This is a genomic window from Mesorhizobium loti CJ3sym, assembly GCF_000472785.1.
GTDB lineage: Bacteria > Pseudomonadota > Alphaproteobacteria > Rhizobiales > Rhizobiaceae > Mesorhizobium > Mesorhizobium loti_E.
The window spans coordinates 92,484-119,157 of the sequence record NZ_AXAL01000024.1 but is presented as its reverse complement, the minus strand read 5'-3'; the positions used below and the strand labels follow the sequence as shown (position 1 = coordinate 119,157).

General features: G+C 62.0%; 29 protein-coding genes. 14 read left to right on the top strand and 15 right to left on the bottom strand.

What is annotated here, in order from left to right; all coding sequences use genetic code 11:
- Together A3A9_RS0128130 and A3A9_RS0128125 are read right to left on the bottom strand one after the other, a co-directional pair.
- A partial coding sequence (locus A3A9_RS0128130; protein ID WP_027057705.1) for a helix-turn-helix domain-containing protein occupies nucleotides 1-193 on the bottom strand: 193 nt, incomplete at its 3' end.
- Nucleotides 194-698: 505 nt separating this feature from the next.
- Complete coding sequence (locus A3A9_RS0128125; protein WP_027061621.1) at nucleotides 699-884, bottom strand: hypothetical protein; 186 nt, start codon at nucleotides 882-884, stop codon at nucleotides 699-701.
- Nucleotides 885-1,107: 223 nt separating this feature from the next.
- On the opposite strand from A3A9_RS0128125, the gene A3A9_RS0128120 reads away from it, so the two are divergent.
- The gene (locus A3A9_RS0128120) at nucleotides 1,108-2,007 is read left to right on the top strand and encodes a LysR substrate-binding domain-containing protein (protein WP_027061620.1); all 900 of its coding nucleotides are present in this window, start codon (nucleotides 1,108-1,110) and stop codon (nucleotides 2,005-2,007) included.
- 24 nt (nucleotides 2,008-2,031) lie between these two features.
- On the opposite strand, the gene A3A9_RS0128115 is transcribed toward A3A9_RS0128120, so the two are convergent.
- A complete protein-coding gene (locus tag A3A9_RS0128115; RefSeq protein WP_027061619.1) occupies nucleotides 2,032-2,985 on the bottom strand; it encodes an alpha/beta hydrolase in 954 nt (317 codons plus the stop codon).
- A gap of 231 nt (nucleotides 2,986-3,216) precedes the next feature.
- On the bottom strand, nucleotides 3,217-3,402 hold the full coding sequence (locus tag A3A9_RS45340) for a hypothetical protein (RefSeq protein WP_033838841.1): 186 nt from the start codon (nucleotides 3,400-3,402) through the stop codon (nucleotides 3,217-3,219).
- 316 nt (nucleotides 3,403-3,718) lie between these two features.
- Here A3A9_RS45340 and A3A9_RS0128105 point away from each other — a divergent pair, with 316 nt between their 5' ends.
- On the top strand, nucleotides 3,719-4,744 hold the full coding sequence (locus A3A9_RS0128105) for an acyltransferase family protein (protein ID WP_027061617.1): 1,026 nt from the start codon (nucleotides 3,719-3,721) through the stop codon (nucleotides 4,742-4,744).
- Nucleotides 4,745-4,794: 50 nt separating this feature from the next.
- On the opposite strand, the gene A3A9_RS0128100 is transcribed toward A3A9_RS0128105, so the two are convergent.
- Nucleotides 4,795-6,864 carry an ASKHA domain-containing protein gene (locus A3A9_RS0128100; RefSeq protein ID WP_027061616.1) on the bottom strand — a complete coding sequence of 690 codons (2,070 nt, stop codon included), beginning with the start codon at nucleotides 6,862-6,864 and terminating at the stop codon, nucleotides 4,795-4,797.
- A gap of 71 nt (nucleotides 6,865-6,935) precedes the next feature.
- Here A3A9_RS0128100 and A3A9_RS0128095 point away from each other — a divergent pair, with 71 nt between their 5' ends.
- A complete protein-coding gene (locus tag A3A9_RS0128095) occupies nucleotides 6,936-7,196 on the top strand; it encodes a hypothetical protein (protein WP_027061615.1) in 261 nt (86 codons plus the stop codon).
- Nucleotides 7,197-7,275: 79 nt separating this feature from the next.
- Here A3A9_RS0128095 and A3A9_RS0128090 read toward each other — a convergent pair whose 3' ends face one another.
- From A3A9_RS0128090 to A3A9_RS0128065, 6 genes are all read right to left on the bottom strand, one after another.
- Nucleotides 7,276-8,247 carry a methyltetrahydrofolate cobalamin methyltransferase gene (locus A3A9_RS0128090; protein ID WP_027029477.1) on the bottom strand — a complete coding sequence of 324 codons (972 nt, stop codon included), beginning with the start codon at nucleotides 8,245-8,247 and terminating at the stop codon, nucleotides 7,276-7,278.
- Nucleotides 8,248-8,326: 79 nt separating this feature from the next.
- A complete protein-coding gene (locus A3A9_RS0128085) occupies nucleotides 8,327-9,418 on the bottom strand; it encodes a methylenetetrahydrofolate reductase (RefSeq protein WP_027029476.1) in 1,092 nt (363 codons plus the stop codon).
- Nucleotides 9,415-10,029 carry a methylenetetrahydrofolate reductase C-terminal domain-containing protein gene (locus tag A3A9_RS0128080; RefSeq protein WP_027061614.1) on the bottom strand — a complete coding sequence of 205 codons (615 nt, stop codon included), beginning with the start codon at nucleotides 10,027-10,029 and terminating at the stop codon, nucleotides 9,415-9,417. Before A3A9_RS0128080 ends, A3A9_RS0128085 begins: the two co-directional genes overlap by 4 nt.
- The gene (locus A3A9_RS0128075) at nucleotides 10,022-10,324 is read right to left on the bottom strand and encodes a virulence factor (RefSeq protein WP_027061613.1); all 303 of its coding nucleotides are present in this window, start codon (nucleotides 10,322-10,324) and stop codon (nucleotides 10,022-10,024) included. Before A3A9_RS0128075 ends, A3A9_RS0128080 begins: the two co-directional genes overlap by 8 nt.
- A gap of 204 nt (nucleotides 10,325-10,528) precedes the next feature.
- Entirely contained in the window at nucleotides 10,529-11,302 is a 774-nt protein-coding gene (locus A3A9_RS0128070) for a formyl transferase (RefSeq protein ID WP_027061612.1), read from the bottom strand.
- Nucleotides 11,303-11,397: 95 nt separating this feature from the next.
- Nucleotides 11,398-11,973: a DUF4893 domain-containing protein gene (locus A3A9_RS0128065; RefSeq protein ID WP_027061611.1), complete on the bottom strand. Its 576-nt coding sequence runs from the start codon at nucleotides 11,971-11,973 to the stop codon at nucleotides 11,398-11,400.
- A 132-nt stretch (nucleotides 11,974-12,105) separates the two neighbouring features.
- Between A3A9_RS0128065 and A3A9_RS0128060 the strand changes: the two genes are divergently transcribed.
- Entirely contained in the window at nucleotides 12,106-13,029 is a 924-nt protein-coding gene (locus A3A9_RS0128060; protein ID WP_027061610.1) for an NAD-dependent epimerase/dehydratase family protein, read from the top strand.
- A gap of 12 nt (nucleotides 13,030-13,041) precedes the next feature.
- Here the strand turns inward: A3A9_RS0128060 and A3A9_RS0128055 are convergent, their stop codons facing one another.
- Together A3A9_RS0128055 and A3A9_RS0128050 are read right to left on the bottom strand one after the other, a co-directional pair.
- Entirely contained in the window at nucleotides 13,042-13,671 is a 630-nt protein-coding gene (locus A3A9_RS0128055) for a DUF1638 domain-containing protein (protein ID WP_027061609.1), read from the bottom strand.
- 110 nt (nucleotides 13,672-13,781) lie between these two features.
- Entirely contained in the window at nucleotides 13,782-14,480 is a 699-nt protein-coding gene (locus A3A9_RS0128050; protein WP_027061608.1) for a corrinoid protein, read from the bottom strand.
- 288 nt (nucleotides 14,481-14,768) lie between these two features.
- Between A3A9_RS0128050 and A3A9_RS0128045 the strand changes: the two genes are divergently transcribed.
- From A3A9_RS0128045 to A3A9_RS0128020, 6 genes are all read left to right on the top strand, one after another.
- The gene (locus tag A3A9_RS0128045; RefSeq protein ID WP_027061607.1) at nucleotides 14,769-16,343 is read left to right on the top strand and encodes a trimethylamine methyltransferase family protein; all 1,575 of its coding nucleotides are present in this window, start codon (nucleotides 14,769-14,771) and stop codon (nucleotides 16,341-16,343) included.
- Between the two features lie 89 nt (nucleotides 16,344-16,432).
- Nucleotides 16,433-17,128 carry a 4Fe-4S dicluster domain-containing protein gene (locus A3A9_RS0128040; RefSeq protein ID WP_027061606.1) on the top strand — a complete coding sequence of 232 codons (696 nt, stop codon included), beginning with the start codon at nucleotides 16,433-16,435 and terminating at the stop codon, nucleotides 17,126-17,128.
- Between the two features lie 101 nt (nucleotides 17,129-17,229).
- Nucleotides 17,230-17,907 carry a FadR/GntR family transcriptional regulator gene (locus tag A3A9_RS0128035; protein WP_027061605.1) on the top strand — a complete coding sequence of 226 codons (678 nt, stop codon included), beginning with the start codon at nucleotides 17,230-17,232 and terminating at the stop codon, nucleotides 17,905-17,907.
- Nucleotides 17,904-19,205 (top strand): CynX/NimT family MFS transporter, encoded by a 1,302-nt coding sequence (locus A3A9_RS0128030; protein ID WP_027061604.1) that lies wholly within the window; start codon nucleotides 17,904-17,906, stop codon nucleotides 19,203-19,205. Before A3A9_RS0128035 ends, A3A9_RS0128030 begins: the two co-directional genes overlap by 4 nt.
- Before the next feature lie 105 nt (nucleotides 19,206-19,310).
- Nucleotides 19,311-20,048 (top strand): dienelactone hydrolase family protein, encoded by a 738-nt coding sequence (locus A3A9_RS0128025; protein ID WP_027061603.1) that lies wholly within the window; start codon nucleotides 19,311-19,313, stop codon nucleotides 20,046-20,048.
- 105 nt (nucleotides 20,049-20,153) lie between these two features.
- Nucleotides 20,154-21,332: an NAD(P)/FAD-dependent oxidoreductase gene (locus tag A3A9_RS0128020; RefSeq protein ID WP_027061602.1), complete on the top strand. Its 1,179-nt coding sequence runs from the start codon at nucleotides 20,154-20,156 to the stop codon at nucleotides 21,330-21,332.
- 11 nt (nucleotides 21,333-21,343) lie between these two features.
- Here the strand turns inward: A3A9_RS0128020 and A3A9_RS0128015 are convergent, their stop codons facing one another.
- Nucleotides 21,344-21,895, bottom strand: a complete 552-nt coding sequence (locus A3A9_RS0128015; RefSeq protein WP_027061601.1) for a chromate transporter — start codon at nucleotides 21,893-21,895, stop codon at nucleotides 21,344-21,346.
- Nucleotides 21,895-22,608: a chromate transporter gene (locus tag A3A9_RS0128010; protein ID WP_202596414.1), complete on the bottom strand. Its 714-nt coding sequence runs from the start codon at nucleotides 22,606-22,608 to the stop codon at nucleotides 21,895-21,897. Before A3A9_RS0128010 ends, A3A9_RS0128015 begins: the two co-directional genes overlap by 1 nt.
- 71 nt (nucleotides 22,609-22,679) lie before the next feature.
- Here A3A9_RS0128010 and A3A9_RS0128005 point away from each other — a divergent pair, with 71 nt between their 5' ends.
- The 4 genes from A3A9_RS0128005 to A3A9_RS44920 all read left to right on the top strand — a co-directional run bounded on the left by A3A9_RS0128005 (nucleotide 22,680) and on the right by A3A9_RS44920 (nucleotide 26,663).
- Nucleotides 22,680-23,240: an RNA polymerase sigma factor gene (locus A3A9_RS0128005; protein WP_027061599.1), complete on the top strand. Its 561-nt coding sequence runs from the start codon at nucleotides 22,680-22,682 to the stop codon at nucleotides 23,238-23,240.
- 2 nt (nucleotides 23,241-23,242) lie between these two features.
- Nucleotides 23,243-25,402 carry a VWA domain-containing protein gene (locus A3A9_RS0128000; RefSeq protein ID WP_027061598.1) on the top strand — a complete coding sequence of 720 codons (2,160 nt, stop codon included), beginning with the start codon at nucleotides 23,243-23,245 and terminating at the stop codon, nucleotides 25,400-25,402.
- A 161-nt stretch (nucleotides 25,403-25,563) separates the two neighbouring features.
- A complete protein-coding gene (locus A3A9_RS0127995; protein ID WP_027061597.1) occupies nucleotides 25,564-26,259 on the top strand; it encodes a glutamine amidotransferase-related protein in 696 nt (231 codons plus the stop codon).
- Between the two features lie 134 nt (nucleotides 26,260-26,393).
- Nucleotides 26,394-26,663, top strand: a complete 270-nt coding sequence (locus tag A3A9_RS44920) for a hypothetical protein (protein WP_027061596.1) — start codon at nucleotides 26,394-26,396, stop codon at nucleotides 26,661-26,663.
- Nucleotides 26,664-26,674 lie beyond the last annotated feature (11 nt).

Sequence of the window (26,674 nt, the reverse complement as noted above, 5' to 3'; positions counted from 1 at the left end):
AGGGTCGCGACGAACGGTCGACCATGCCGGCCCGCCCTTCGACCTTATAACGCTCGACCCAGCGCGCCACGATCTTGGCCGTCACGCCGTAGACGCGCGCCGCATGGGCTTGGGAAAGAGCGCCTTCTATCACCGACAGCGCCATCTCCTCTCGACGCAGCGGCGTGAGACGGGCATTCTTGTGGATGTTCATTCGGACCCTCCGGTGGATGCTGAAGCCTGGTAACTCCAGTCTCCTCGATCCGGTCCGAATGGACAACCTCCCGAAAGCTCACATCTAGAGCGGTGGTCAGGTTCATTTCGCGGCGGGCAAAGAGGCGGGCAAAAAGCTTCATCATCATCTCCTATCGGTTGCTCAGACGGGTCGCCTTCGCTTGATGGAGTGGGGCAGCTCGTTTGCTGGCGCTAATATAGGCTTGTGTGAGTGAAAACTAAATCGCAAAAGCGAAGCGCTTGATATGAAATGCGACACCGAATACGACAAATTTGGGCAGCGTGCCTGAAATTTATGATTGTTTACAAGGCATTAATCGAGAAATGAGCCGCTATGCGGCTTGTTCATATGCGCCATGCGCTGGCAACATGGCTCGAAAACTCATTTGAATACAAATAAAATGATGAAGGCCTAGGGGCTAAAATCGAGAAGGCCTGCCGGGCTGGGTCAGCGCGGCAGGCCTTCAGCATTTGCTACACACGGTTTACTTCGCTCCAGCCCACGATCCGATGCCATTGCGGATGCCGGTCTTGGTGTCGGAAGCTTCAGGCCAGCCAATATCCTTCTGCAGTTCGATCGGCAGGGAACGGATGGCGCGTTCGGTCTGGTAGCGGGCGCGTGCCGCGCTGAATTCAGTCGCGATGCGACCGAGGGACGACAGGATAGACATTTCATTTCTCCTTGAGCGCCGGGCAGGGATGCCAGGCAGCGGTTGGTTACGTCAGGTCTGTTTCAGCTTCATTTCATGTCGATTACAGGTCTGTGTCGTGTTGGTTTCGTGGCTGCATCTGGCAGCATCCTGTCTCGACAAGATTGACTATCGTCCCAAACTGATGTTCAATCAAACGAAATGGAATGATGCTTTGTATCAGAAAAATTGAAGGTCGGCTCCCATGAACGCCCCGCTCAATCATCCGCTGCCGCTGCTCGATCTCGACGTTTTGCGCACTTTCGTGGCGATTGCCGAGACCGGCAGCTTCACCACCGCCGCCAATGCGGTGTTCCGCACGCCCTCGGCTGTCTCCATGCAGATCAAGAAGCTGGAAGACATTCTTGGCCGCTCGGTGTTCGTCCGTGACGCGCGCTCGGTGTCGCTGACCACGGATGGCGAAATGCTGCTCGGCTATGCCCGCCGGCTGCTGTCGATCAACCGCGAGGTGGTGTCGAAGTTCATCGTTCCCGAGATTGTCGGTGTCGTTCGACTGGGCTCGCCGGATGATTATGGTGAGCGCGTGCTGCCGCATGTGCTGAAGCGCTTCGCGCAGTCGCATCCGTCGATCGCCGTCGACGTCACCATCGACCAGAGCAGCAATCTGCGCCGCCGCATGGACGACCGGGCGCTCGACATCACGCTTCTGACCAATTCATACAAGACCAGTGCGCTCGGCGCCGAGGTGCTTTTGACCGAACCCATCGTTTGGGCCGGCGCCAAGGGCGGCTGCGCGCATCTGCGCGAACCGCTGCCGGTCTCATTGTGGGAAGAGGGCTGCGCCTGGCGGGCAGGGGCGCTTGACGCGCTGAGCCGCGGGGGCCGTAACTTTCGCGTCGCTTACATGAGCGCGCACACGGCCGGCCAGCGTGCCGCAATCATGGCCGATCTCGCGGTCGCGCCCCTGCCAAGATCGTTCCTCGGCAACGACATGATCGAGCTCTGCTCGAAGGACGGCATGCCCGATATCGGCACCTACAATCTGGCTATGGTGGTGGCGCCGGACGCCAGCGCGCCGGTCAAGGCTGTCGCCGACCACATCCGCGACACTTTCGAAGTGTTCAGGGGAACCGGCAAGTTCTGATCGTCAGATACTGGACCGGAAGCGCTACTCCGCAGCCTCCGCGGAGGGCACCCCGTACCTTGTTCTTATGTTTTGCCCGATCGGCGCGGCGGTCTCGCTGAGGAACGCAACGATGTGTTGGCGGGCGCGCCGCGATTCCGGCATGTCGATCAGCGGCCAAACGTGGAACATGCCTTCCTCATAGACGACATCGATTTCGACGCCGGCGGCACGCGCCTTTTCGGCGAAGATCAGATTGTCGGGGCTGAGCAAGTCGTGCGAGCCGGTCAGGAGCAGCGTTTTCGGCAGCACCGAAAGATCGCCATAGAGCGGACTGATGTGCCAGTCGCTGCGGTCGATGCCGGCGCTGTACATGCGGATCGCTTCCAGGCCGCCGGGAATTCCCAGCCACGGATCATTGCGCTCCGCCTCGAACAGCTTGGGGTTGGAGAGCGACATGTCGAGGCCGGGTGAAATCAGCACATGGCGCGACGGCAGCGGCAGGGCCTCTTCCGCGGCCATCATGGTCAACACCACGGCCATGTTGCCGCCGGCGGAATCGCCCATGAAGATGATGTCTTCCGCCTCTGTCTCCTCGATCATCTCGCGATAGACATCGCCGACCATGCCGAACATGGCGTGGAAATCGTGTTCGGGGGCGATGGGATAGATCGGCACGGTAATGCCGTAGCCCAGCCGGTCGGCCATGTCGGCGATCAGGTGCCAGTGATAGGGCGTGATTTCAAAGACATAGGCGCCGCCGTGCAGGTAGAGAATCCGCTTGCGCTCGCCGGCCCGGGGCGCGATCTCGTAGACCGGAAAGCCGTCGACGGTGCGTGTCTCTATGTCGAACCGCTGGTGCAGCGAGGCCGGCGGGCGATGGTCCTCGGTCTTGCGCGCGGCCGCGATCCAGCGCTGCAGGTTTTCCGGGCTGGAAAATGCTTGCTTGCGGCTGTGCCTGAGCACGAAGGACACGAAATGGCTTTTCAAACTTGGCATGCGGATACACGAACTTCGGCTGCAGCCGACTAAGAGAAACCTCCACTATTTCCGAACATCGTACCTTGGCCGAAAATGTCAAGATTTACACGGTGTCCACACGGCTGTGTGATCCGCGCCGCTGATGTTAGCGGCGCGGCAAAAGTGCCGCGCGCAGCCGGTTGCTGGTTGCCGGGGATGTGCGAGATCCCCGGCGGACGCCGAGCAATTTGCATTTGTCGGCGAAGGTCATCAGCGCGCCGGCCCCAGAAGCAGCGAGGTGAGCGCGGCCTGCGGGTCGCTGGCCGGCGATGCCGGCCAGCCAATGTCCTTCTGGACATGCGCCGGCAGGCTGTTCAACGCGCGGATCGTCTTGTTCCGGGCATGGGTCTGCCTGATGGTCGCACCGAAGCGACCGAGATTTCCAAACATCGACATTTTCATCTCCCTTGAAGAACAGCAGGAGCCGAGGATTATCTTCGGCCGCCATTCGATGCCGGGTAAATGCGCCTGCCATGTATCGGATGGACTTCGCGAAAACAGCGGTTCGGTTTCCAGATCGGCCGATCCGGAAACATTTGTATGCAAATAAGTTTGAGGCCCGAAGGGGATTGCTTCTCGGCCATGTCGCAGCCGACCGGAGCCACACCGTGACGCTACCTGAGGTTTTATCCGGTTGACAGCAGGCGGCCGATGTCCGTTATTGTGCAGTGCAGCATTTGAGGGTGCTAATTCAGGTAGTAGGGGTACGGGCGTGAATGACATCCACAGTATTCAATACCTTCGAGGGCTTGCCGCTTTCTCTGTAGTCCTCTTTCACATCAGCGAGCAGTTCGGCGGTCCGTTCGCGGTTGGCGCGGCAGGGGTTGACCTGTTTTTTGTCATCAGCGGTTTCATCATGTGGGTGACCACGGTCGATCACCCTGTTGATCCACAGCGTTTCATGTGGCGACGGATCGTTCGTATCGTGCCGCTTTATTGGATTGTCACGCTGCTGACCGCGCTGGCAATTTTCTTCAAGCCGCAATTTCTCTTCGGGCACGTGCTGAGCCCCGCAAATCTTGTCGGCTCGCTGTTGTTTCTTCCGATCACGCAGAATGGTGCACTTCACCCCGTGGTGATCCAGGGCTGGACGCTGTGTTATGAAATGATGTTTTACGTCATTTTCGCCTTGTCGCTCTTGCTAGGCGAGAAGCAGCGTTTTGCCGCGCTGATCGGCGTGCTGACGGCGCTGGTGGTGTTGAACTTGTTGCTGCTGAAAGGTTACGCCGAGGCATTTACCTCGCCCATCGTGCTCGAGTTCGCGGCCGGCATTGTCGTTGGGCGTCTGTGGATGAAGGATGTTCGGCTCCAGCTTGTGTTGGCGCTGTCGCTGGTTGTCGGCGGATTTGTCTTGCTGATAGTGGTTCAGATGCTCGATCCCGAAATGCCCCGTGTCCTGCGTTGGGGTATTCCGTCGATGCTGGTCGTTGCCGGCTCGGTTTTTGCCGAGCGCGCCAGGCCGTTCAGCCCAATGGCCCTGTTCACATTTTTCGGCAATGCCTCGTATTCGATCTACGTCTGGCATGTGCTGGTGGTTGTCGTGGTAACCGGCATCATATTGCGGCTTGGGGTTCCGCCAGGTTGGCAGCCGGCATCGGTTGCCCTTGTCAGCATTGCGATTTCCGCAGGGCTCTATCTGATTGTTGAAAAACCGTTGACCGGCTTGCTCAAACCGCTCACGCGCCAAAAGCCCGCAACAGCTCAAGCCATGGTTCGACTTGCACCTGCCGCGGATTGAAAAATGCATTCAAGGCGCGACAGCTGAATCCGTTGTAGCGCGTCGCGCTTTTACTCCCGGCTGCGCCTTGCCGCATGGCCTTCGCGCGAGCGTCGTCGCGGGGCGGCGTCGCCGGCGACACCGTCCTCGCTGACCGTCTTGCGCGGCGGCAGTTTCACCGCCGCCGACAGTTTCGGGAACGGGTCGACCTTGTTAGGCAGCGCCATGGCGTAGACGAAGTGCTCCTGGAATTTCGGTTCCAGCGCGGTCTCGATCTTCTCGATCTGGCTGACCGTCTCCTCGATCTCGCGGCGATAACCGCGGTTTAGCAGCGCCATGCGCGCGCCCGCACCGGCGGCGTTGCCGACGGCCGAGACCTTGTCGAGGTCGCAATCGGGGATCAGCCCCAACACCATGGCGTATTTCGGATCGATGAAGGAGCCGAAGGCGCCGGCGAAATGGATGCGGTCGACATGCTCGGTGTTCTGTTTTTCCATCAACAGCTTGGTGCCGGCATAGAGCGCTGCCTTGGCGAGCTGGATGGCGCGCACATCGGTCTGGGTGATGGTGATCTTCGGCTCACCTTCCTTCAGCACGTAGGAGAAGGTGCGGCCGTTGGCGATGACCCGCGGCGAGCGCGCGGCCAGCGATCCATCGACGACGCCATCCTCGGAGATGATGCCGGCGAGATACATCTCTGCCACGATCTCGATGATGCCGGAGCCGCAAATGCCGGTAACCCCGGTCGCCTGCACGCTGTCGAGGAAGCCCGGCTCGTCGGACCACAATTCCGAGCCGATGACGCGGTATTTCGGTTCCAGCGTGTCGGGATCGATGCGCACGCGCTCGATGGCACCGGGCGCCGCACGCTGGCCGCCGGAGATTTCGGCGCCTTCGAAGGCCGGTCCGGTCGGCGAGGAAGCCGCCACAACCCGCGCACGATTGCCGAGCACGATCTCGGCATTGGTGCCGACGTCGACGATCAGCATCATCTCGTCTTGGCGATGCGGGCCTTCCGACAGCGTCACGGCCGCCGCGTCGGCGCCGACATGGCCGGCGATGCAAGGCAGCATATAGAGCCGCGCACCCTGGTTGAGCTTGAGGCCGATGTCGGAGGCCTTGATGCGCACCGCGCCCGAGACGGCCAGCGCGAAGGGGGCACCGCCAAGTTCGGTCGGATCGATGCCGAGGAACAGATGGTGCATGATCGGATTGCCGACGAAGACGCTATCCAGGATGTCGTTGCGCTGGACATTGCCTTCCGCGCAGACCTTGTCGACGAGGCTGGAGATCGCCTCGCGCACGGCAACCGTCATGCCTTCGCGGCCGTCCGGGTTCATCATCACATAGGAGACGCGGCTCATCAGATCCTCGCCGAAGCGGATCTGCGGGTTCGAGGTGCCGGACGAGGCGGCGACGCGGCCCGACAGCAGCGACACCAGATGCATGGCGATGGTGGTCGAGCCGATGTCGCAAGCGAGCCCATAGGCCTCGTTCTTGAGGCCCGGCCACAAAGCGATGACGCGCGCTATGTCGCTGTCGGCATCCTTGTGGATGGCGGCGGTCGCGGTCCAGTTGCCCTTGCGCAATATGCCTTGCACCTGCGGCAGCAGGTAGAAGTCGAATTCGAGGTTTTTGAAACCCCAATCCTTCATCAGCGCGATCTTCAGCCGGTCGAGGTCGCCGAGCGGCTTGTGCATGTCGGGCTCTTCGATCTCGACATAGCACATGCGGATCGCCGTATCGCGGGCGATCACCCTGGTGTCGGCATCCTTGCGGATGGTCTGCGCATTGATGACCGTGTCCTGCGGCACGTCGATGACGAGGTCGCCGAGGATCTGCGCCGAGCAGGACAGGCGGCGCCGTTCAGGCAGGCCGCGCACGCGTTCGTAGCGCTCTTCCTTGGGACCCTTGGGCGAAATGTGGTCGTTGGACGAGACGATCTTGTGCTTGGCGAAATTGCCTTCCTGCACCTCGATCTGGCAGCGTCCGCACGTGGCGCGGCCACCGCACACGCTTTCGACATAGACGCCAAGCTGGCGCGCGGCATCGAGCACCGGCGTGCCGACAGGAAACCGCCCGCGCTTGCCCGACGGCATGAACAGCACGAGTGGATCGGTGATGTTGGCAGGCGAGTTCATGCGTACACGTGTCTCGGTAGGGATTGTCGATCCCGTTTAACGGATCGTTTCAGTATTGGGCGGAGTGTCTGATGGTCCAGAGGCCAATCATGTTCGAGCTCCTGCTGTCCAGCATATTCACTGCTTTTACCATGGTGCGCCTGCTGAAGGGCCCATGGCTGCGCAATCCGCAATATCTGGCCACCGGTATTCTCGGCGCGATCGTCGCGGTGCTGGTGCTGCACGGAGGCTGGCCCGCCTATGACGATGATCTCATCATAGGCGGCGTGACCGGCATATTCGGATCGTGGGCGGGCATGGCAGTGTTCGACGCCATATTGGGCATGGCTTGAGCGCAAAGCAGGCCGGTCCGGCCGCATCAACGATGCGATCGGTTCAGCGTGGTTTGCAGCTCGGCTCACGATTGCGCGCTTATCCCCGACCCATGCGGGCTTCACGGCCGCCGCGACGGCGACCGCCGGCAGCGCCATCGCCCGGTGCGTTGACCTGCGTCGGCGCCGCGACCGCCTGGCCACCTTCGGCCGGCTTGTAGTCCTTATAGGTGCGGATCCAGTTGGTGCAGTTCTCGTCGGTGCCGTTGAGCACGTTGGCGCCGCGCACGGCTTCCATTTCCTGCGGACGCACCGGGTTCATGATCGCTGACGTCATGCCGGCGCCGATCACCATCGGGATGAAGGCGGCGTTGATGCCATGGCGGTGCGGCAGGCCAAACGAGATGTTGGAGAGGCCGCAGGTGGTGTTGACCTTGAGCTCTTCGCGCAGACGGCGCAGCAGCGCGAACACCTGGCGGCCGGCATCGCCCAGCGCGCCGATCGGCATGACCAGCGGATCGACGACGACGTCGTGCGCCGGAATGCCGAAATCGGCGCAGCGCTGCACGATCTTCTTGGCGACGGCGAAGCGTACGTCCGGGTCCATCGAAATGCCGGTCTCGTCATTAGAGATGGCGACCACGGGGACGTTGTACTTCTTGACCAGCGGCAGGATGGCTTCGAGCTTTTCTTCCTCGCCGGTGACGGAGTTGACCAGCGGGCGGCCCTTGGCGACCTTCAATGCCGCCTCGATCGCGGCGGTGACCGAGGAGTCGATCGACAGCGGCAAATCGACCAGACCCTGGACGATCTCCAGCGTCTGCACGAGAAGACCGGGTTCGGTCTCGTTCGGGTTGACCGAAGTGACGCCGGCATTGACGTCGAGCATGGTGGCGCCGCAGGCGGCCTGTTCCAGAGCGTCCCTGATCACGGTCTCGAAATTACCGGCGATCATCTCGGCGGCGAGCTTCTTGCGACCGGTCGGGTTGATGCGCTCGCCGATGACGCAGAAGGGCTGGTCGAAGCCGATGATGATCTCGCGTGTCGCCGAGGCGACGATGGTCCGGGTCATGAAGTCTCTCCGCCTTGATATAAAGTGCTCTTTATATCGTCTCTGGTTTCGTTCCAGGGTCTGGTGATCGGCCGCGTTTTCAGTGCGCGGTCTTTACCATGTCCACCTGCGTTTCGGTAATGTCGTCATGCAATATGTGGTCGAGCCGGTCGGCGACCATCTGGTCGTCGCGGCGGATCTCGCGTTTCCACGGCTGGCGGCCCTTCAGCACGCCCGATTCATCGACGATCTCGGCGACATATTCCTCCTGGCGGTAGGCCATCACATGGATGCCGGCGACGCCTGGGATTTCCTTCACCTCGTTGATGATGTCGGTGCAGAGCTGCTTGCCTTCCTTCTTCTGGTCCTGCGCGCCTTCCAGCCGCTTGATGATGGCGTCCGGGATATGAATTCCCGGCACGTTGGAGCGGATCCACTTGGCTGTCTTGGCCGAAGCGAGCGGGCCGACGCCGCACAGCACGAACACCTTCTCGGTGTGGCCGAGATCGCGGGCCTTCTGCATGAAGGTCCTGAACATCGGCACGTCGAAGCAATACTGCGTCTGCACGAACTGCGCGCCGGCGGCGATCTTCTTGCCGAGATGGATGGGGCGGAAGTCGAAGGGCGGCGCGAACGGATTGACGGCCGCACCCAGGAACAGCTGCGGCGGCGTGGTGAGCTTGCGGCCGGACAGGAACTTGCCGTTGTCACGCATGATGCGGCAGGTTTCGAGCAGCGACATGGAATCGAGATCGAACACCGGTTTGGCGCCGGGCTGGTCGCCGGCTTGCACGCCGTCGCCGGTGAGGCACAGCATGTTGGCGACGCCCATCGCCGCCCCGCCCAGCACGTCGCCCTGGATGGCGATGCGGTTCTTGTCACGGCAGGCGATCTGCATGATCGGGGCATAGCCCATGCGGGTCAGCAGCGCGCAGATGCCGACCGACGACATGTGGCAGTTGGCGCCTGAGGCGTCGACGGCGTTGATGGCGTCGACCCAGCCATCGAAGATCTTCGCCCTGTTATAGACGTCTTCCGGGTCGGCGCTGTCGGGCGGGTTGAGCTCGGTGGTCACCGCGAACTCGCCGCGCCGCAGCACGCGCTCGAGCCGGCCGCGCGAGGTGTGGCCGGGCAGGGGGTCGAGCGGCAGGTGAATGCCGGCCGGGTTCTCGTCGCGCTGGTGGCCGATCATGCCGCGGCTCCGGTCTTGGGGGCGGCCGCGGCTTCGCGGGCTGCCGCCGCCTGCGCGGTGACACGCAGCCAGGCGGAGGTTTCGCGCAACGACTGGTCGACCGGCTTCTGCACGGTCAGGATCTTGTCTGAGTTGACCATGTTCTTGGAGCCTTCCCAGGCCTTGACCCAGACGCAAGGCATATCGGGCTCGACCTCGCAATTGCCGTTGGCGCGCACGCCGCCGCACGGACCGTTGCGCAGCTGCTTGGGGCAGTTCATCGGGCACGACATGCCGGTCGACGACAGGATGCACTGGCCGCACATGCGGCAGTCGAACATGAAGCCTTTGACGCGTTTTTCAACGAACTTGATCGGCGCCTCGACGCGCCCGTAGCCAAGGCCTTTCCAAAGCGGGTGCAGCAACAGGAAGGTGTCGGCAAACCGCGCATAGAACCATTCGAGCAAGCGGGAATGGCGGATCGACCACAGCCTGATCGCAAACGAGCGCTGCACGCGCCGCTGCGGCGACACATCGGCCGGCTTGTAGTCGGATTTCGGCGCTGCCTTCTTGACCTGGGTGGCCTGGGTAACCGCCGGCCCATCATTTTTGACAGGAGTGGTTTCAGACATTTTCTTTGCCGCCCGCCTTGACCAGAGCGACCAGCCGCTCACGGTCATATTTCATGTCGAGGTCCTGAAAAGCCTTTTCAACCTCGGCTTCGAGATCGTCGCCAACAGGGATCGGATCGGCCTTGCGCCATTCGGCCAGATAGTCGTCGGTGCCGCCGGCGCCGGTGCGCATGGCGCACATGTCGATCGCCTCGGTGAAGCGCAAAGGCAGTTCGCGCTTGGCGTTCTGCCGGCCCTTCTTGACGATGATTTGAGCAGGGATGTCGCGCCAGTAGACGACGATAAGATCGGCCATGAATTCTCGCTCCTCGAACTATCGAGCATTGCCGCATGCGCAGTGGGGCCGCTTGTTATGGGACGACGCGCGCGCATTCAAAAGCGACGCATTTCAATGTCGTAAAATGAAAGGTGTGTTTATTCGTTTGTGACGTGCGCCTGCGACGGGTCCGACGCGCCGAAAAAGCCGTCGTGCCTTGCCCGGTTCCGGGCCGGCAAGACCCTACCAGATGCCGGTTCGGAGGCCCGTCCAGATGTAGAACCAGATCGTCGGGTGATACCATTGCCGTGACGGCAGGCCTGGATCGATGGTGGCGCGTTTTCCAGCCAGTACATCGCGGACCGCCTCCACGCAGATGTCGCGCGAGAACGAGGCTTGCCGCAGCGCATAGCTCGAAATGCTATCCCCGCGTTCGGGTTTGCCGCGCGCTTGCCGCAGTGCGCCGCCAGTGTCGACGCCGGCATCGACCAGCAGAACGGTGGTGCCGAAATTTTGCGCGTCGCCTGATACCAGCGCCCAGTAGCCACCGTTCATGCCGCGGTATTTGGGCGTGATGCCGGCGTGGTAGTTGATGACGGGACAAGCGATTTTCGACAGCGTGTCGCGGGTCAGCATCCGGCAGCCGGCGAGAAACACGACACCCGGCTGGAGCCTTGCGATGGCATCCAGGCATTCCGGCGCGTTGGCCGAGGTGACATGGATGATCGACTGCCCCGGTTTCGGCTCGGTCTGCATTTTCTGCTCAGCGATCATCTGCTCGGCATGACCGGCGAAGAAGCGCTTTCCCAGGCGCGTCAGCACCATCGTGCCCAACTGGCCGATGACCGAGACCCAACCCTGGCGCCGGGCGCGCCTGACCAGCAATTGCTTTTTGGATTCAGGCGTTTCGAGGATAACGTTGACAGGACCCAGGCTGTCGACGATGGCGTTGATGACCGCCCAGATGTGCGGGCCACCTTCGGTGACGACGACGATGTTAGACTTCTGGGGTTCCATGGTGCGCGCCGGAAAGATGCAACCGATGCCGGATCCCGGCGCCCGTTATGCTAGAGCGTCCGGGTTAATCCTTGGTGATCGGCGGTCGGTACGGCTCAACGCTTGAATTCGATGATATCGAGCTTCGATTCATAGTAGGGCGCGGGAAATTCAATGCGCCATTCCTTGGCGCCGGTGCGGAAGGCATAGCCGACTTGGTCGGTCTGCGGGCCGCTGCCATAGGGTTTTGCGGGATCGCTGTTGACGTAGCCGACGCCAAGATAGATCGCGCGTTTCTCGCCATCGTCGAAGAAGCGGCCCTTGGTGCGCTGCGAACCGCTGATCTTTTCCAGCCGCCAGCCCGAACCATCGTCGGTCACCTTGCACTTGAACCAGCCATAGATGACGAGCGGGCTGGTCTCGCCGGCCTTGATGGTGCGGCATTGCCAGTTGCCGGTCAGGTCCTTGTCGGAGAAGGACACCAGCGGCTTGGCCAACAAGGCATCGAGCTGCTGGACATCGGCAGGGTCGCCTGCTTTCGCCTCGGCGAGCGCCGCCTTGCGGGTCTCGTCATATTTGTCGAGCCGGGCCTTGTCGGCAGGAGTGATGATTTTCTGCAGCTGGCCGTCGGCAAGGGCGGGCAAGGTGCAGCAGAACAGGCCGATGGCGGCAAGCAGTGGGCGAAGGATCATCCGGGGCTCCCGAGGCTAGTGGCAGTTGATGTCTGGAGCTGCGCCCCTGCAGGTTGGTGCCTGACTAATCGGGTCGCTTGCGCCTTTCATCCGTGCTTAACAGCGTTGCCGGTCAAAATCATGGTGTGACGAATGCGAATCTTGCTGACGGGGTCGTCGGGTTGGCTGGGCAGCGCACTGGCGCCGCTGCTGCGCGGCCTTGGTCATGAGGTGACGGGACTTGATCCTGTCGCATCGACAGAGACCCAAATTGTCGGCTCGATTGCGGATCGTGAGCTTGTCATGCGAGCCGTTCGTGACAACAGAATCGAAGCCATCATTCACAGCGGCGCTCTGCACAAACCCAACATAGAGAGCCGCGCCAACAGCGATTTCGTCGCCACCAATGTGCAGGGCACGCTCAACCTGCTGGACGCAGCGGTGGCGAACGGCGTGCAGCGCTTCGTCTTCACCTCGACGACCTCGCTGATGATTTCGCAAGCGATACGCGACGGGTTTAGCGGCGGCGCGCGCAAGGCCGCCTGGCTGACGGAAGCGATGTCGCCCGAGCCGCGCAACATCTATGGCGTCACCAAGCTTTCAGCCGAACATCTTTGCCGCCTCTATCATCTTCAGCATGGTCTGCCGGTGGTCGTGCTGCGCACGGCCCGCTTCTTTCCCGAAGCCGATGACATGGCGCATGCGATCGAACAGTCGGATGCCAACACCAAGGCCAATGAGTTGCTGTTTCGCAGGCTGACGGTGCAAGATGCGGCGCAGGCCCATGTCGCTGCGTTGGAGAAAGCGCCGCAACTCGGCTTCGATACCTTTATCGTCTGCACGCCAACACCGTTTCGGCCTGAAGACTGCGCGGCGCTGATCGCCGACGCCCCGTCGGTCGTCGCGCGGTATTTTCCGGACTTCCAGGCGCTCTACGCGCGAAAGGGCTGGACGATGTTTTCCTCAATCGACCGCGTCTATGACGCGTCGCGGGCTAGGGACAGGCTGGGCTTTGTCTGCACGACCAGCTTTGCCGATGTGCTGGCGGCGCTGCGGGTGGAGAATGGGCCAGCCTAGGGCAAATGGCGCTCAGGCGACTTCCGCGACCCGCGCGAGTTCGCCTGTCAGATCGCCATAGCCGGTCGGGCGCCGCTCATAGGCAAGGCCGAGCAGGGCCGCCGCTTTTTCCGCGACCTTGTCTAGCTCCGGATCGTTGGTCTGTGCGAGATAGATCAGCTTCTCGTAGTTGCCGAAATAGTCCTTGATCAGTTCCGGGTGCTTGTCCAAGCCGAGCGGCTTCATGAAGAAGGCATCGAACTGACGGCACAGGAAGTCCGTCATATAGAAGGACATCATGTCGTCATCGGCGATTTTCGCGTAGGCCTCCATGCCTTGATAGAAGGCGAAGCAATGCGGGCCGGCCATGCGCTCAACGCCATGCTTCTCCAGAACGCGGTCAAGCAGGCCACCGGTGCCGCAATCGGCATAGCCGACGAAGATATGCTCGTAGCCCTCGGCCTTGGCCTTCTCGATCGCCTTGTCCATGGCGGGCGCGATGCGGTCGGGGTAAAAGTGGAATTCCGCGGGAAGACAGGTCAGTTCCAGATGGTCGAGCTTGAGCTGCCCCTTCACGGCCAGAACTTCGCGCGCGATCATTCCGCAGGCAATGACCAGAAGCCTGCCTGCTTGATCCGATTGCGTTTTTTGCACCTTGGCCATGATTTCAATCGAACCGGCTTTGTTTGCCGCGGTCACCCTTCATCTGGTAACGAAAAAGCCGCGCTGCAAGGCGCGGCTTTGATGGTTGGCCAGGCGCCTTGCTGAACCGATCAGGCCGAAGCGCGCATGTTGTGCTTGCGCTTCATGTAATCCTTGGCGGTCTCGACGGCTACCGCGGCATCGCGGCAATAAGCGTCGGCGCCGACGGCCTTGCCGAATTCCTCGTTGAGCGGCGCGCCGCCAACCAGCACGACATAGTCGTCACGGATGCCCTTTTCCTTCATCGTGTCGATGACGACCTTCATGTAGGGCATGGTCGTGGTCAAGAGCGCCGACATGCCGATGATGTCGGGCTGATGCTTTTCGATGGCGTCGAGATATTTCTCGACCGCATTGTTGATGCCGAGATCGATAACGTCGAAGCCGGCGCCTTCCATCATCATGCCGACCAGGTTCTTGCCGATGTCGTGGATGTCGCCCTTGACCGTGCCGATGACCATCTTGCCCTGCTTCGGCGCGCCGGTGGCGGCGAGCAGCGGGCGCAGGATGAACATGCCGGCCTTCATGGCGTTGGCCGACAACAGCACTTCCGGAACGAACAGGATGCCGTCACGAAAATCCTCGCCGACGATGCGCATGCCTTCGACCAGCGCTTCGGTCAGCACCTTGTAGGGTATCCAGCCGCGCTCCAGCAGGATGTTGGTGCCTTCCTCGATCTCTTCCTTCAGCCCGTCATAGAGATCGTCGTGCATCTGCTGCACCAACTCATCGTCGGAAAGTTCGGAAAGGATGATCTCGTCGTCGGCCATATGTATCGAGCTCCTGCCGGCATCGCGACTGCGTCGCAAGGCACAAAATATTCGCGTTCATACCTAACCCGCTAGGGGCATGCATCCATAGCTGATTTGCGACTTCCCGCAAAAGGAAAGCGACTGGAAAATCTATTGGTTTTCTTGTCGATTTTGCGACAGGCGTTGGCGCGGACGGGCCGTTTCGAATAGGGTGCATGGCTACGATCCGGCGAAAGCCGCGCCATGCGGCAGCAACGGTTACGGACCAGCCATCGTCAGGCAGGCCATATTCAGGGAAGAGCGATCATGAGCGAACACGCGGCAGTCGACCAGGAAGCGTCAAACGCGCGGCGTGGGCGCGGCGCCAGCGGCGGGGCTGCGGCCCGCAGGGCGGCGCGCTCGGGCGGCGGTCCAGGCACACAGCTCACCTACATCAAGCGCAAGATCAACGTCTATGAGGTGCTGAACGAGGAAGGGCTGGCGCTGATCGAGAAGAACACCGACACGGTGCTCGAAGAGATCGGCATCATCTTCCGTGACGATGCGGAAGCGCTGCAGCTTTGGAAAGAGGCCGGCGCCGACGTCAAGGGCGAGCGCGTGCACTTCCCGAAGGGGCTGTGCCGCTCGCTGCTCAAGACCGCGCCGTCCATTTACACCCAGCATGCCCGCAATTCCGAGCGCTCGGTGCAGATCGGCGGCAACGCCACCGTTTTCGCGCCGGTCTATGGGCCGCCCTTCGTGCGCGACCTCGACGGTGTCAGGCGCTATGCGACGATCGAGGATTTCCAGAATTTCGTGAAGCTCGCCTATATGGCGCCGTCGATCCACCATTCGGGCGGCACGGTTTGCGAGCCGGTCGATGTGCCGGTCAACAAGCGCCACCTCGACATGATCTACAGCCACATCAAATATTCCGACAAGCCGTTCATGGGCTCGGTGACCGCGCCGGAGCGCGCCGAGGACACCGTGGCCATGGCCAAGATCGTGTTCGGTGACGACTTCGTCGAGAACAACACGGTGCTGACCAGCCTGATCAACGCCAACTCGCCGATGGTGTTCGACGAAACAATGCTTGGCGCGCTGAAGGTCTATTCGCGCCACAACCAGGCCTGCATCGTCACGCCGTTCATCCTGGCCGGAGCGATGAGCCCGGTGACGGTTGCCGGCACGCTGACGCAGGTCCTGGCCGAAGTGCTGGCCGGTGCTTCGTTCACGCAGCTCATCCGTCCCGGCGCGCCGGTGCTTTTCGGCACCTTCGCCTCGTCGATCTCGATGCAGTCGGGAGCGCCGACCTTCGGCACGCCGGAGCCGTCGCTGGTGTCCTATGGCGCCGCACAGCTCGCACGCCGCCTCGGCTTGCCGTTCCGCACCGGCGGTTCGCTGTGCGCGTCCAAGGTTCCGGATGCGCAGGCGGCTTATGAAAGCGCCAACACGCTGAATTCGACCATCCTTGCCGGCACCAACTTTGTCCTCCACTCGGCCGGTTGGCTCGAAGGCGGGCTGGCGTCCTGCTACGAAAAATTCATGATGGACATCGACCAGCTCGGCATGACGCAGAAATTCTCCGAAGGCGTCGATCTGTCGGAGAATGGCCAAGCGATGGACGCCATCCGCCAGGTCGGACCGGGCAGCCACTATCTCGGCTGCGACCACACGCAGGCGAATTTCCAGACCGCTTTCTACCGCTCCAACATCGCCGACAATAATTCCTACGAACAATGGCTGGCCGAAGGCGAGAAGACCGCGCCGCAGCGTGCCAACGACCTCGCTCGCCGCTGGCTGGAAAGCTACGAGGCGCCGTATCTCGATCCGAGCATCGACGAGGCCCTGAAAGACTTCATCGCCAAGAAGAAGGGGTCGATGCCCGACGCCTTCACTTGAAAGGAGCCCGAATCAGGCGGGGCTAAAGTCGCCAACATCATCCACAAGGAAGTCTGGCGGAGCGCTTTCTCCGATCCGGTCAAGAAGGGATGATTGCGCGCGCCGGCAGCGTTGACAGTATCGCTGCGGCGCTTCTTGCCAACGGCCTTATTCTTCGTGGCGGCTTCAATTTTGCGCCAGGCGAAGCACCGACAACGGGCGCTACTGGCGGGCCGGCAAGGTCCGTGCTGCTGGTCGGGCAGGCGGGCGCGGCGCCCTGGCCGCATTTCCTGCGCTGGCGCGAGAGGCAGCCACAGACAATCGCCAATCCCCTCGACAGCTGGTCTCGGCAGGTCATCGGCGACGTAGCGCAGGCATTTGGCGCGCGGGCGGTTTCGCCTTCGGACAAGCCCTATCTGCCGTTCCAGCAATGGGCGATGCGGGCGGAGGGACTAAAGCAGTCGCCTCTCGGCATCCTCATGCATCCGCAATACGGGCTTTGGCATGCCTATCGCGGCGCGTTGCTGTTCGAGGAGGAGATTGCGCTTCCGGAGGCTCGCGAGGCAATCCACCTTTGTGATGCCTGCGTCGAGAAACCCTGCCTGAAATCCTGTCCGGTCGACGCCTATTCCAGGGAAGGCTTCGCCTATCAGTCCTGCCTGGCACATGTGCGGGGAGCGAATGGCGGGCCGTGCCGCGATGGCGGTTGCCTCGACCGCAATGCCTGTCCCTATGGCACTGCCTACCGCTATCCGCCGGAAGGTCAGGCGTTTCACATGGCGAGCTTTTCACGGGCTGCCAACTGACCGAGTCCACGGCTGGTGAACTGCTATCTCGATCAGTAGCTTGACGGCTGCCCGAAGCGAGCCTATTCATCAAGTCATCCGATGACTTGATGAATAGGCCAATGCAGCCCGCTATCCGAACCAATCTTACCGACAGCGCGACTGGAAGCCTGCGTGCTGAAATCCTCGGCGGCCGCTGGGGCGTCGGCGCGCGTATTCCCAATGAAGCGGCCCTTGCCGACCTTCTGTCGGTCAGCCGTGGTACCGTGCGCGAGGCGGTGAGAGTGCTCGTCTCGCAAGGACTGCTGGATACGCGCCAGGGGTCGGGCACCTATGTACGCTCTACCGTCGATTCCTCAGCCGCGCTTGACGGCGTCAAGCGCACCGGCTTGCGCGACCAATGGGAGGCGCGGGCAGCGCTCGACCTGGAGGCGGCGCGGCTTGCCGCCTTGCGCCACACGCCGGCCGATCTCGACCGGATGCGCCAACTGCTTGCCGAGCGCGGCACCGTTGCCGACGGCGGCAGCGATGCCTTCATCCGGCGCGACCTTGCCTTCCACAAATCGGTCGTCGCGGCGTCCGGCAACAGGGCGATGATGGAGCTCTACGACTTCTTCACCGCCGCCATCACCGAAACCATCCATGCCACCATCGACGGCGAGCTGCCCGAGCCGGATCAGCAGGCGCACGCGGCAATCGTCGACGCCATCGCCGCGAACGATCCGGACCGTGCGGTTGCCGCTGTCCGCGCTTTCATGGCGCCGGTGCTTGCCCAACTTGAAAGACTGCTTTCCCAATGAACCAGGTTTTTCGCCAGTCCGACCCGAGGGCCGATGCCGTCGCGGGGCTGCAACTCATCGATGCCGAAGCCGATAGCCAGCCGCCGCTGCAGCCGCCTGAACTGCGCAGCCGTGCCGCGCGTATCGTGCTTGGCGCAAGCCTTGTGCTGATCGCCTTCAGCTTGCGCTTCCTGTTTTCCAGCCTGTCGGTGCTGTTGCCCGAGGTGATGCAGGCAACCGGGCTCTCGACGACCGGCGCCAGCCTGCTGACGACATTGCCGGTCTTGTGCCTCGGTCTGTTTGCGCCCTTCGCGCCAAGATTGGCCCAGCGCTATGGGGCCGAGCGCACCTTGCTTGGCGCGCTTGCGCTGCTGGTACTGGGAACGGGGCTGCGCTGGTTCGAATCCGTTCCGTTGCTGTTTGTGGCCACTTTCCTTGCCGGCGGTGCGATCGCCATCGGCAACGTGCTGTTGCCCGGGCTGGTGAAGCGCGATTTTGCCGACAAGGCCGCTGTCATGACCGGGCTTTACACCATGGCGCTCTGCGCCAGCTCGGCCGCCGCCTCGGGCTTCACGCTGCCGATCGAACATCTTGTCACCGGCTCATGGTCGGGTGCGCTCGCTGCGTGGGCGGTGCCGACATTGATCGTGCTGCTGATCTGGACCCCGCAGGCGCTGGGTAGCCGGCGGCAGGTCAGCCATCGCGGCTTTCGCGTCGTCGGGCTCTGGCGCGATCGCCTGGCCTGGCAGGTGACGCTGTTCATGGGGCTGCAGTCGGCGCTTGCCTATTGCATCTTCGGCTGGCTGGCGCCGATCCTGCGCGAGCGCGGTTTCGACGGGGCGACGGCCGGCGCCATCGTTTCGCTATCCGTCATGGCGCAGGTCATCACTTGCCTCGCGGTGCCGTCCATCGCCGTGCGGCTGAAGGACCAGCGCGGCATCAACGTGGTGCTCGTCGGCATCGCGGTTGTTGGCTTGCTCGGCATTTTGTTCGCGCCGGTCTCGACCGTGCTTTTCTGGGCGGTTCTGCAAGGCATCGGGCAGGGTGGCCTGATCGCGGCAGCCATGACCCTGATCGTGCTGCGTTCGCCGGATTCTCATGTCGCGGCGCATCTTTCGGGCATGGCGCAAGGTGTGGGTTATGTGCTTGCGGCGTTCGGCCCGCTGCTGGTGGGCCTAATCCGCGGCTGGACCGGCAGTTTTTCGGAATCGGCGTTCCTCTTCGTCGCACTTGGACTGGGTGCTGCCATCATGGGGTTCGGCGCCGGACGTGCGCTGCATGTTGGCGCCAGGACCGTGCGTGCCGACGGTCAAGGTTGATCCGCACGCCAGCCTGCACGAAATGTTGACCTTCGTGTTCAGGCAATGTCTTGCCGTTGTCGTATGTGCGGATATGTATCGCACAACTGACAAGCGGAGCAGGCAATGACGAAGCAGAACCTTCAGATCAAGACGAGGGACGGTACGGCCAAGGCGGGCCTGTTCCGCTCGGCCAAGGCTTCCCCGGCCAAGGCCGGTGTCATTCTCTACCAGGACGCGTTCGGTCCGCGCCCGGCGCTCGACGGGATGGCCGAACGGCTGGCGGGCGAGGGGTATGCGGTGCTGGTGCCCGACCTTTTCCATCGCAACGCGCCTTACGGCCCGTTCGATGCCAAGACCGCCTTCACCGAGGAAAAGACCAAGGCAGCGCTGATGGCGCTGGTCACCGGCACGACGCAGGAGATGACCATCAGCGACAGCGCCGCCTTTCTCGATGCACTCGCTGCCGAAGGCGTTACCGGGCCGATCGGCACCGTCGGCTATTGCATGGGCGGCGCGCGGGCGATCAATGCCGCCGCGACCTATCCGGACAGGATCAAGGCCGCCGCCAGTTTCCATGGCGGCAATCTCGCCAGCGATGCGCCGAACAGCCCGCACCGCAAGGCTGCCGCCATCAAGGCGCGCGTCTATGTCGGCATGGCGGGCGTCGATAGAAGCTTCCCGCCGGAACAGTCGACGCGCCTCGCCGAGGCGTTCAGGGATGCCGAAGTCGATCATGTGCTGGAGAATTATGTCGGCATGGCACATGGCTGGTGCGTGCCGGATCACAGCGTCTATAACGAAGCCGGTGCTGAGCGCCATTGGAAGCGATTGACGGCGCTGTTCGCCGAAACGCTGATCTGAGTTTTCGCGCCGCTGTTCTTGCCTGTTGGCTGCCCGAACCGTTCGCGGTATCAGGCAGCGGCGGCTCCCTGAATGAGCGGGGGCCGAGCGGGAATGGTTCGCCTGATGCAATCCTACGATGTCGTGATCATCGGCGCTGGTGCCGCCGGAATGATGTGCGCCGTGGAGACGGCCAAGCGTGGCCGTTCGGTGCTGATCCTCGATCATGCCGCGATGCCTGGCGAGAAGATCCGCATCTCCGGCGGGGGCCGGTGCAATTTCACCAACATCCACGCCAGCCCGAAGAACTTTCTCTCGGGCAATCCGCATTTCTGCATTTCGGCGCTCAGCCGCTACACGCAACGCGACTTCATCGGGCTCGTCGAGCGGCACAAGATTGCCTATCACGAGAAGACGCTGGGACAGCTCTTTTGTGATGGTTCCGCGCGCCAGATCATCGACATGCTGGTCGGTGAGATGCAGGGCAGGGGCGTCGAGCTGGCACTCTCTGCCGAGGTCAAGGATGTCCGTAAAACCTTGGAAGGGTTCATGCTTACCCTCTCCACTGGCTTGGTCATCTGTCAGTCCGTTGTCGTTGCCTGCGGGGGCAAGTCGATCCCCAAGATGGGCGCGACGGGTTTCGGCTATGAGCTTGCCGAACGGTTTGGCCTTGCCATTGTCGAAACGCGGCCGGCGCTGGTGCCGCTGACCTTCGACGCCAAAACGCTCGAGCGGCTGGCGCCATTGACCGGCAATGCCGTCGACGCGGAGGTTGCCTGCGGCAAGACGCGATTCTCGGAGGCGATGCTGTTTACGCATCGCGGTGTCAGTGGACCATCCATCCTGCAAATCTCGTCCTATTGGCGTGAGGGCGATGAAATCCGCATCGCCATGCTGCCGGGCATGGATGTGGGCGAAATCATTCGCAGCGGAAGGCGCGGCAATGGGCGGCAAGCGGTACAGACAGTGCTGGCGAATCACCTGCCGAAGCGGCTTGCGCAATCGATCGCCGAGCGGACCGGCATCGATGGCAATTTGGCCGATCTGTCGGACGCGCAGATCAAAACCGTCGCCGCCGCAGTCAATGATTGGCGCATCAAGCCGGCCGGTTCCGAGGGTTACCGTACTGCCGAGGTGACGCTGGGCGGGGTCGACACCAACGCACTGGATCAGAAGACGATGCAGGCGAAATCCGTGGCGGGCCTGTTCTTCATCGGTGAAGTCGTCGATGTTACCGGCTGGCTTGGCGGCTACAATTTCCAGTGGGCCTGGTCGTCGGGCTGGGCGGCAGGGCAAGCCGCATAGGCTGTGGTGTCCTAGACAAGGCTCATCGCATGAAGCGCGATGAAAATAGCAACACCCGCGCCGATCAGGAGGAGCGGATTGACCCTGGTCCAAAGCAGTGTGGCCGTTGATGCGAATGCCACTGCGCGCGCGAACCAGCCACCATCGATGGCCTGCAGCAAGACGTAGGTCGCAGCCAGGATCATGCCCGCGGCGACGGGACGGAGCCCGGTCTCCAGCGCTCGCTTCCAGCGCGCGCCGCTGTTGCGGGACCACAGATGAGCGACCGCGTAGATAAGAAAGGTGGTTGGGCCGAAAATCGCCACGGTTGAAACGACAGCGCCCCAAAAACCCGCGACTTGCCAGCCAATCAACGTAACCAGCAGGGAGCCCGGCCCCGGAGCCATGCGCGAGATGGCGAACGCATCGACGAACTGCGCCTGGGTCATCCATTGATGGACGTCAACGACCTGCCGGTTGATGTCGGCAATGGCGCTCTGTCCGCCGCCGATGGTTACGAGGGAGAGCGGAGCAAATACCGCCAGCAGGCTCAGCAACAACGAAGTGTGTGGGTTGTCGCTCATCAACCTGCCCTGGCGTAGGCATAGGCTACGCTCACAAAACCGGCGGCGAGGACGACCCAGAAAAGCGGCCAGTGCAGAAGTGCGACGGCAACGAATGTGGCTGCCATGATCGCAATGGGAAAGGCGTTTCGAGGCAAGGCTCGCGCGGCCGTGATGCCCATTGACAGCGAAAGGCCGACAGCGGCCGCTGCGGCTCCCGTCAATGCCACATGCGTCAGCGGATAGCGCGACAAGGAGGAGAATAGTGTCCCCAACAGGACAATGACGATGGCAGGCGGGACGATGATGCCGACAAAACCAATGATGGCGCCACGCCAGCCAAGCAGCCGGTAGCCGATCCAGACCGCCATGTTCTTGACGTTCACGCCCGGCAGCGCCTGGGAAATCGACAGGCCGTTGAGAAATTCTTCCTGCGTCATCCACTTGCGGTTTTGAACAAACTCCCGCAGCAGCCAGCCGCTCAATCCACCGCCGAAACTCGTCAAGGCGATGCGGGTGAAAATCCAGAACAGCTGCGAGCAGCTAGGGGCAGGTGGTGTTTCCGGTTCCGACATGTTCAACGTTCTGGCGGCAGCCATCTCTTTGTTGGAGCATGAGCAAGAGAACCAGAGACCCGAGTCGAGATGGAATTGCCAGCGCCATGGCCGATGACGACAGGTCACGCTTTCTTGCGCCTGATGTGAAGCCGCCCCAGCGGGCGATCCGGGCGTCAAAGCACCAAGCTGAAAAAAATCTTTCCATAACCCAAAGGATTGGCCATTAGCCTTCGTCCAACTGACAAATGATGGCGATGATGCTGGATGAGAGCGAAGCCTCCGACGCCGAACTGATCGGGCGGGCGAAGGGCGGAGACAGAGGGGCCTTCGGCAAATTGCTGGAGCGTCACTACGACTTCGTCTATCGCGCCGCCTATCGCTGGTGCGGCAAGAAGGCCGATGCCGAAGACATCGCCCAGGAGGTCTGCGTCCGGCTCGGCAAGGCGATCCGCGACTATCGCGGCGGTGGCGCTTTCACGACATGGCTCTATTCCGTGACGATGAATGCGGCGCGCGACATGATGCGCAAGACCGCGCGCGAGACGGTGAAGACCGAGGCTTACGGCGTCCATGCCTTGATCTCGGGAGAGGCCCCGGCCGAGAGCGAGGATCCGGTCGAGGCACTCTGGGCGGCTGTACGGCAATTGCCGGACAAGCAGCGCGACGCCGTGCTGCTGGTCTATGGCGAGGGCTGGAGCCACGCGGCCGCCGCCGAGGCGATGGCGATCTCGGAGACGACGGTTTCCTGGCACATCCATGAAGCGAAGAAACGGCTGAAGACGCTGATGCGCTCAGCCGGGGAAGTGTGACCATGGTCGACGACAACGAACTCAACAGGCTGCGCGACGCAGCAGTACCGGCACCAGGCGAGAGCGCCAAGGCGCGCGCCTTCGAAGCCGCCCTGCGCGCCTATGATCAGGAAAATATTTCCGCTGTCACCCAAGGATCGGTCGGCGGCCTTCGTCTCACAGAGCGAGCACAAAAGCTCTGGAGCGAGATCATGCAAAAGAAACTCATTGCCACGCCGGCCCTTGCCGGGCTTGTCGCCCTGCCGATCGCCGGATACGCCACCTTCCATCTGCTGAGGGAGCAGCCGCCCAAATTCGGCGGCGACCAGAAGGTCACAGAGACGCTGGCCGACAAGCCGGCGACCTTGAAGCCGATCGCCGCCGAGCCGAAGCAGGCTCCGACGGAACTGGCGAAGGACAAGAAGGCCGACGCGGATGTGGAAAGCCGCGATGTCAGCGATGCTCTTGCGCCACCAGCCTCGCCGCCGCAGCCGAAGACGACTGCCGCAGGCGGCGTGGCGCAGCAGGATGGACGCACGCGTGACGTGACGCCGAATCAGGCCCCGGCAACAGTCAACGAACCCGAGTCGGCCACTTTGCGGGCTTACAAGCCAGCACCGGCCCCGACAGGCGAGTTCGCGCTCGACGGCACGACAAACGCGCCATCGCGGGTTGCCCGCATGCCGGCTGATGAATCCAAGCTGATGGCGCCGCTGCCTACCGCGCCGGCGGACCAGATCGCGCCGCAAGAGGAAAACCGCAATCGCATCGAGGGCGTCAAGACCAATCCGGTGCATGCGGCCCTGCAAGACCCGGTCTCGACCTTCTCGATCGATGTCGACACCGCCTCCTATTCCTTCGTGCGCCGTTCGCTGAAGGAAGGGTCCGTGCCGCAGGCCGACACGGTACGGGTCGAGGAGATGATCAATTACTTCCCCTATGACTGGAAGGGGCCGGACTCGGCGTCGACGCCGTTCAACTCGACCGTCAGCGTCATGCCGACGCCGTGGAACGAGCACACCAAGCTGATGCATGTCGCCATCAAGGGCTTCGACATCAAGCCGACCGAGCAGCCGAAGGCCAATCTGGTGTTCCTGATCGATGTCTCGGGTTCGATGGACGAGCCGGACAAGCTGCCGCTGCTCAAGTCTGCATTCCGCCTGCTGGTCAGCAAGCTGAAGGCCGACGACACGATCTCCATCGTCACCTATGCCGGAGAGGCCGGCACCGTTCTGATGCCGACCAAGGCTGCCGAAAAGGACAAGATCCTCAATGCCATCGACAATTTGCAGCCGGGCGGTTCGACGGCCGGTGAGGCAGGCATCAAGGAGGCCTACAAGCTTGCCCAGCAATCCTTCATCAAGGACGGCGTCAACCGGGTGATGCTGGCCACCGATGGCGACTTCAATGTCGGCCAGAGCGACGATGATGATCTCAAGCGCCTGATCGAACAGGAGCGCAAGTCCGGTGTCTTCCTGTCGGTGTTCGGCTTCGGCCACGACAATCTGAATGACCAGATGATGCAGACCATCGCCCAGAACGGCAACGGCACCGCGGCCTATATCGACACGCTGGCGGAGGCGGAGAAGGTGCTGGTCGAGGATGCTTCCTCGACACTGTTCCCGATCGCCAAGGATGTGAAGATCCAGGTCGAGTTCAACCCCAACAAGGTCTCGGAATACCGCCTGATCGGCTACGAGACGCGGGCGCTGAACCGCGAGGATTTCAACAATGACCGCGTCGACGCCGGCGATATCGGCTCGGGCCACTCTGTCACCGCGATCTACGAGATCACGCCGAAGGGCAGCGGCGGCGAACAGATCGACCCGCTGCGCTACGGCCAGGCGACGGTGAACAATGGCGGCGTCGCCAATGCGGACGAATATGCCTTCGTCAAGATCCGCTACAAGCTGCCGACCGAGGACGTCTCGAAGCTGATCACCACGCCGGTGACATCAGCCAACGAGGTGGCGTCCTTTGACCAGGCCAGCACCGACCAGCGCTTCTCCGTTGCGGTTGCGGCCTTCGGCCAGAAGCTGCGCGACGAAGATGCGACCGCGAAGTTCGGTTACGACAAGATCATGGAGATTGCCACTGCCGCCCGAGGAGCCGACCCGTTTGGGTACAGGTCAGAGTTCCTCTCACTCGTGCGCCTTGCCTCGGCGCTGGGCGGTAACCGGTAGTGGCGATGACGGCCGGTTTCTTTCAGATGGGATCGTTCTGATACGGGAAACCGGCCTACGGGCGGGTGAGGCAGGCCGGCGAGGGGTTATTCCCTTGCCGGCCTTTTTTTGTTGCGCGGCTCTCTTGCGCCACCCATTCTGGCGAGGGGAAAGGCAGGACCATGAAGAAGCGTATTATTCTGGTGCGACACAGCGATGAACCAGCGGACGACCGCGTGTTCACTTATCTCGGGCAAAACGGCTACGAGCCGGTCTTGCGTCGTGCCTATGCCGGAGAGGCGCTGGATGCGGATGAGGGTGTCGCAGGCGGCGTCGTCTACGGCGGCATGTACAATGTCTACGATACGGTGCTGCATCCGTTTTTGATGGACGAGTACCGGTTTATCGACTTCTGCATGAATGCCGGTATCCCATTGCTCGGTATTTGCCAGGGCGCTCAGCAAATTGCCTGGCTTCACGGCGCGCATGTCGGTCCGCCGGCAGGCGGGGTAAACGAATTTGGCTGTTATCCACTTTATCCCGCTGCCGGAGCTGAGGATTTCCTGCCTGCGCCGATCCATGTGACGCAATCACACTGGCATGGCTTCGAACTGCCGGAGGGCGCCCAGCATCTTGCCTCGAGCGACCTTTTCCCCAATCAGGCTTTCCGTATCGGCGACAAGGTGTACGGCCTGCAATTCCATGCGGAGGTAACGCCAATAGGATTTCAGCGGGTGCAGAACCGCCCGACAGCGAATTATGACAAGCCGGGCGCACAGACGCGCGAGGAGCAGGATCGCCTCATGGTCCTGCACGATGCGGCGCAAGCCGCCTGGTTCAATGGGTTCCTGCGCAAGCTTTTTCCGCCGTTGATTTAGCCGCCCCAACGACGGCGACATCTCAGGTTTGCAGCGATCTGCTTGGATCGTTAAATTGCGCGGCATTTCCAGTACCGGATCGCAACTCCCTCTTGTTACACCGGAAAGGTCTACGGGGCTTGAGGGAGCCGGAATTGCAGATCAGGACTATCGCCAACCCGATACCGCCGGCACGGGAAACCTCGTCGGTTTCATCAGCGCCATCATCCGAATCCAAGCGTATCAGCGACAATGTCGCACAGGCGCGCAATACCGCAATGTCGGCACTGACCAACGACCGCTTCCGCGCCATGCTGGAACAGATAACGGATCCAGGCGCCTCGGGCGCACTGATGACGATGCGCGGCGACAATGTGGTCGACTTCAAGTCGGCGCAGTCGAGCTACGCCGACAACAGCGAATAATCAAAAAAGCT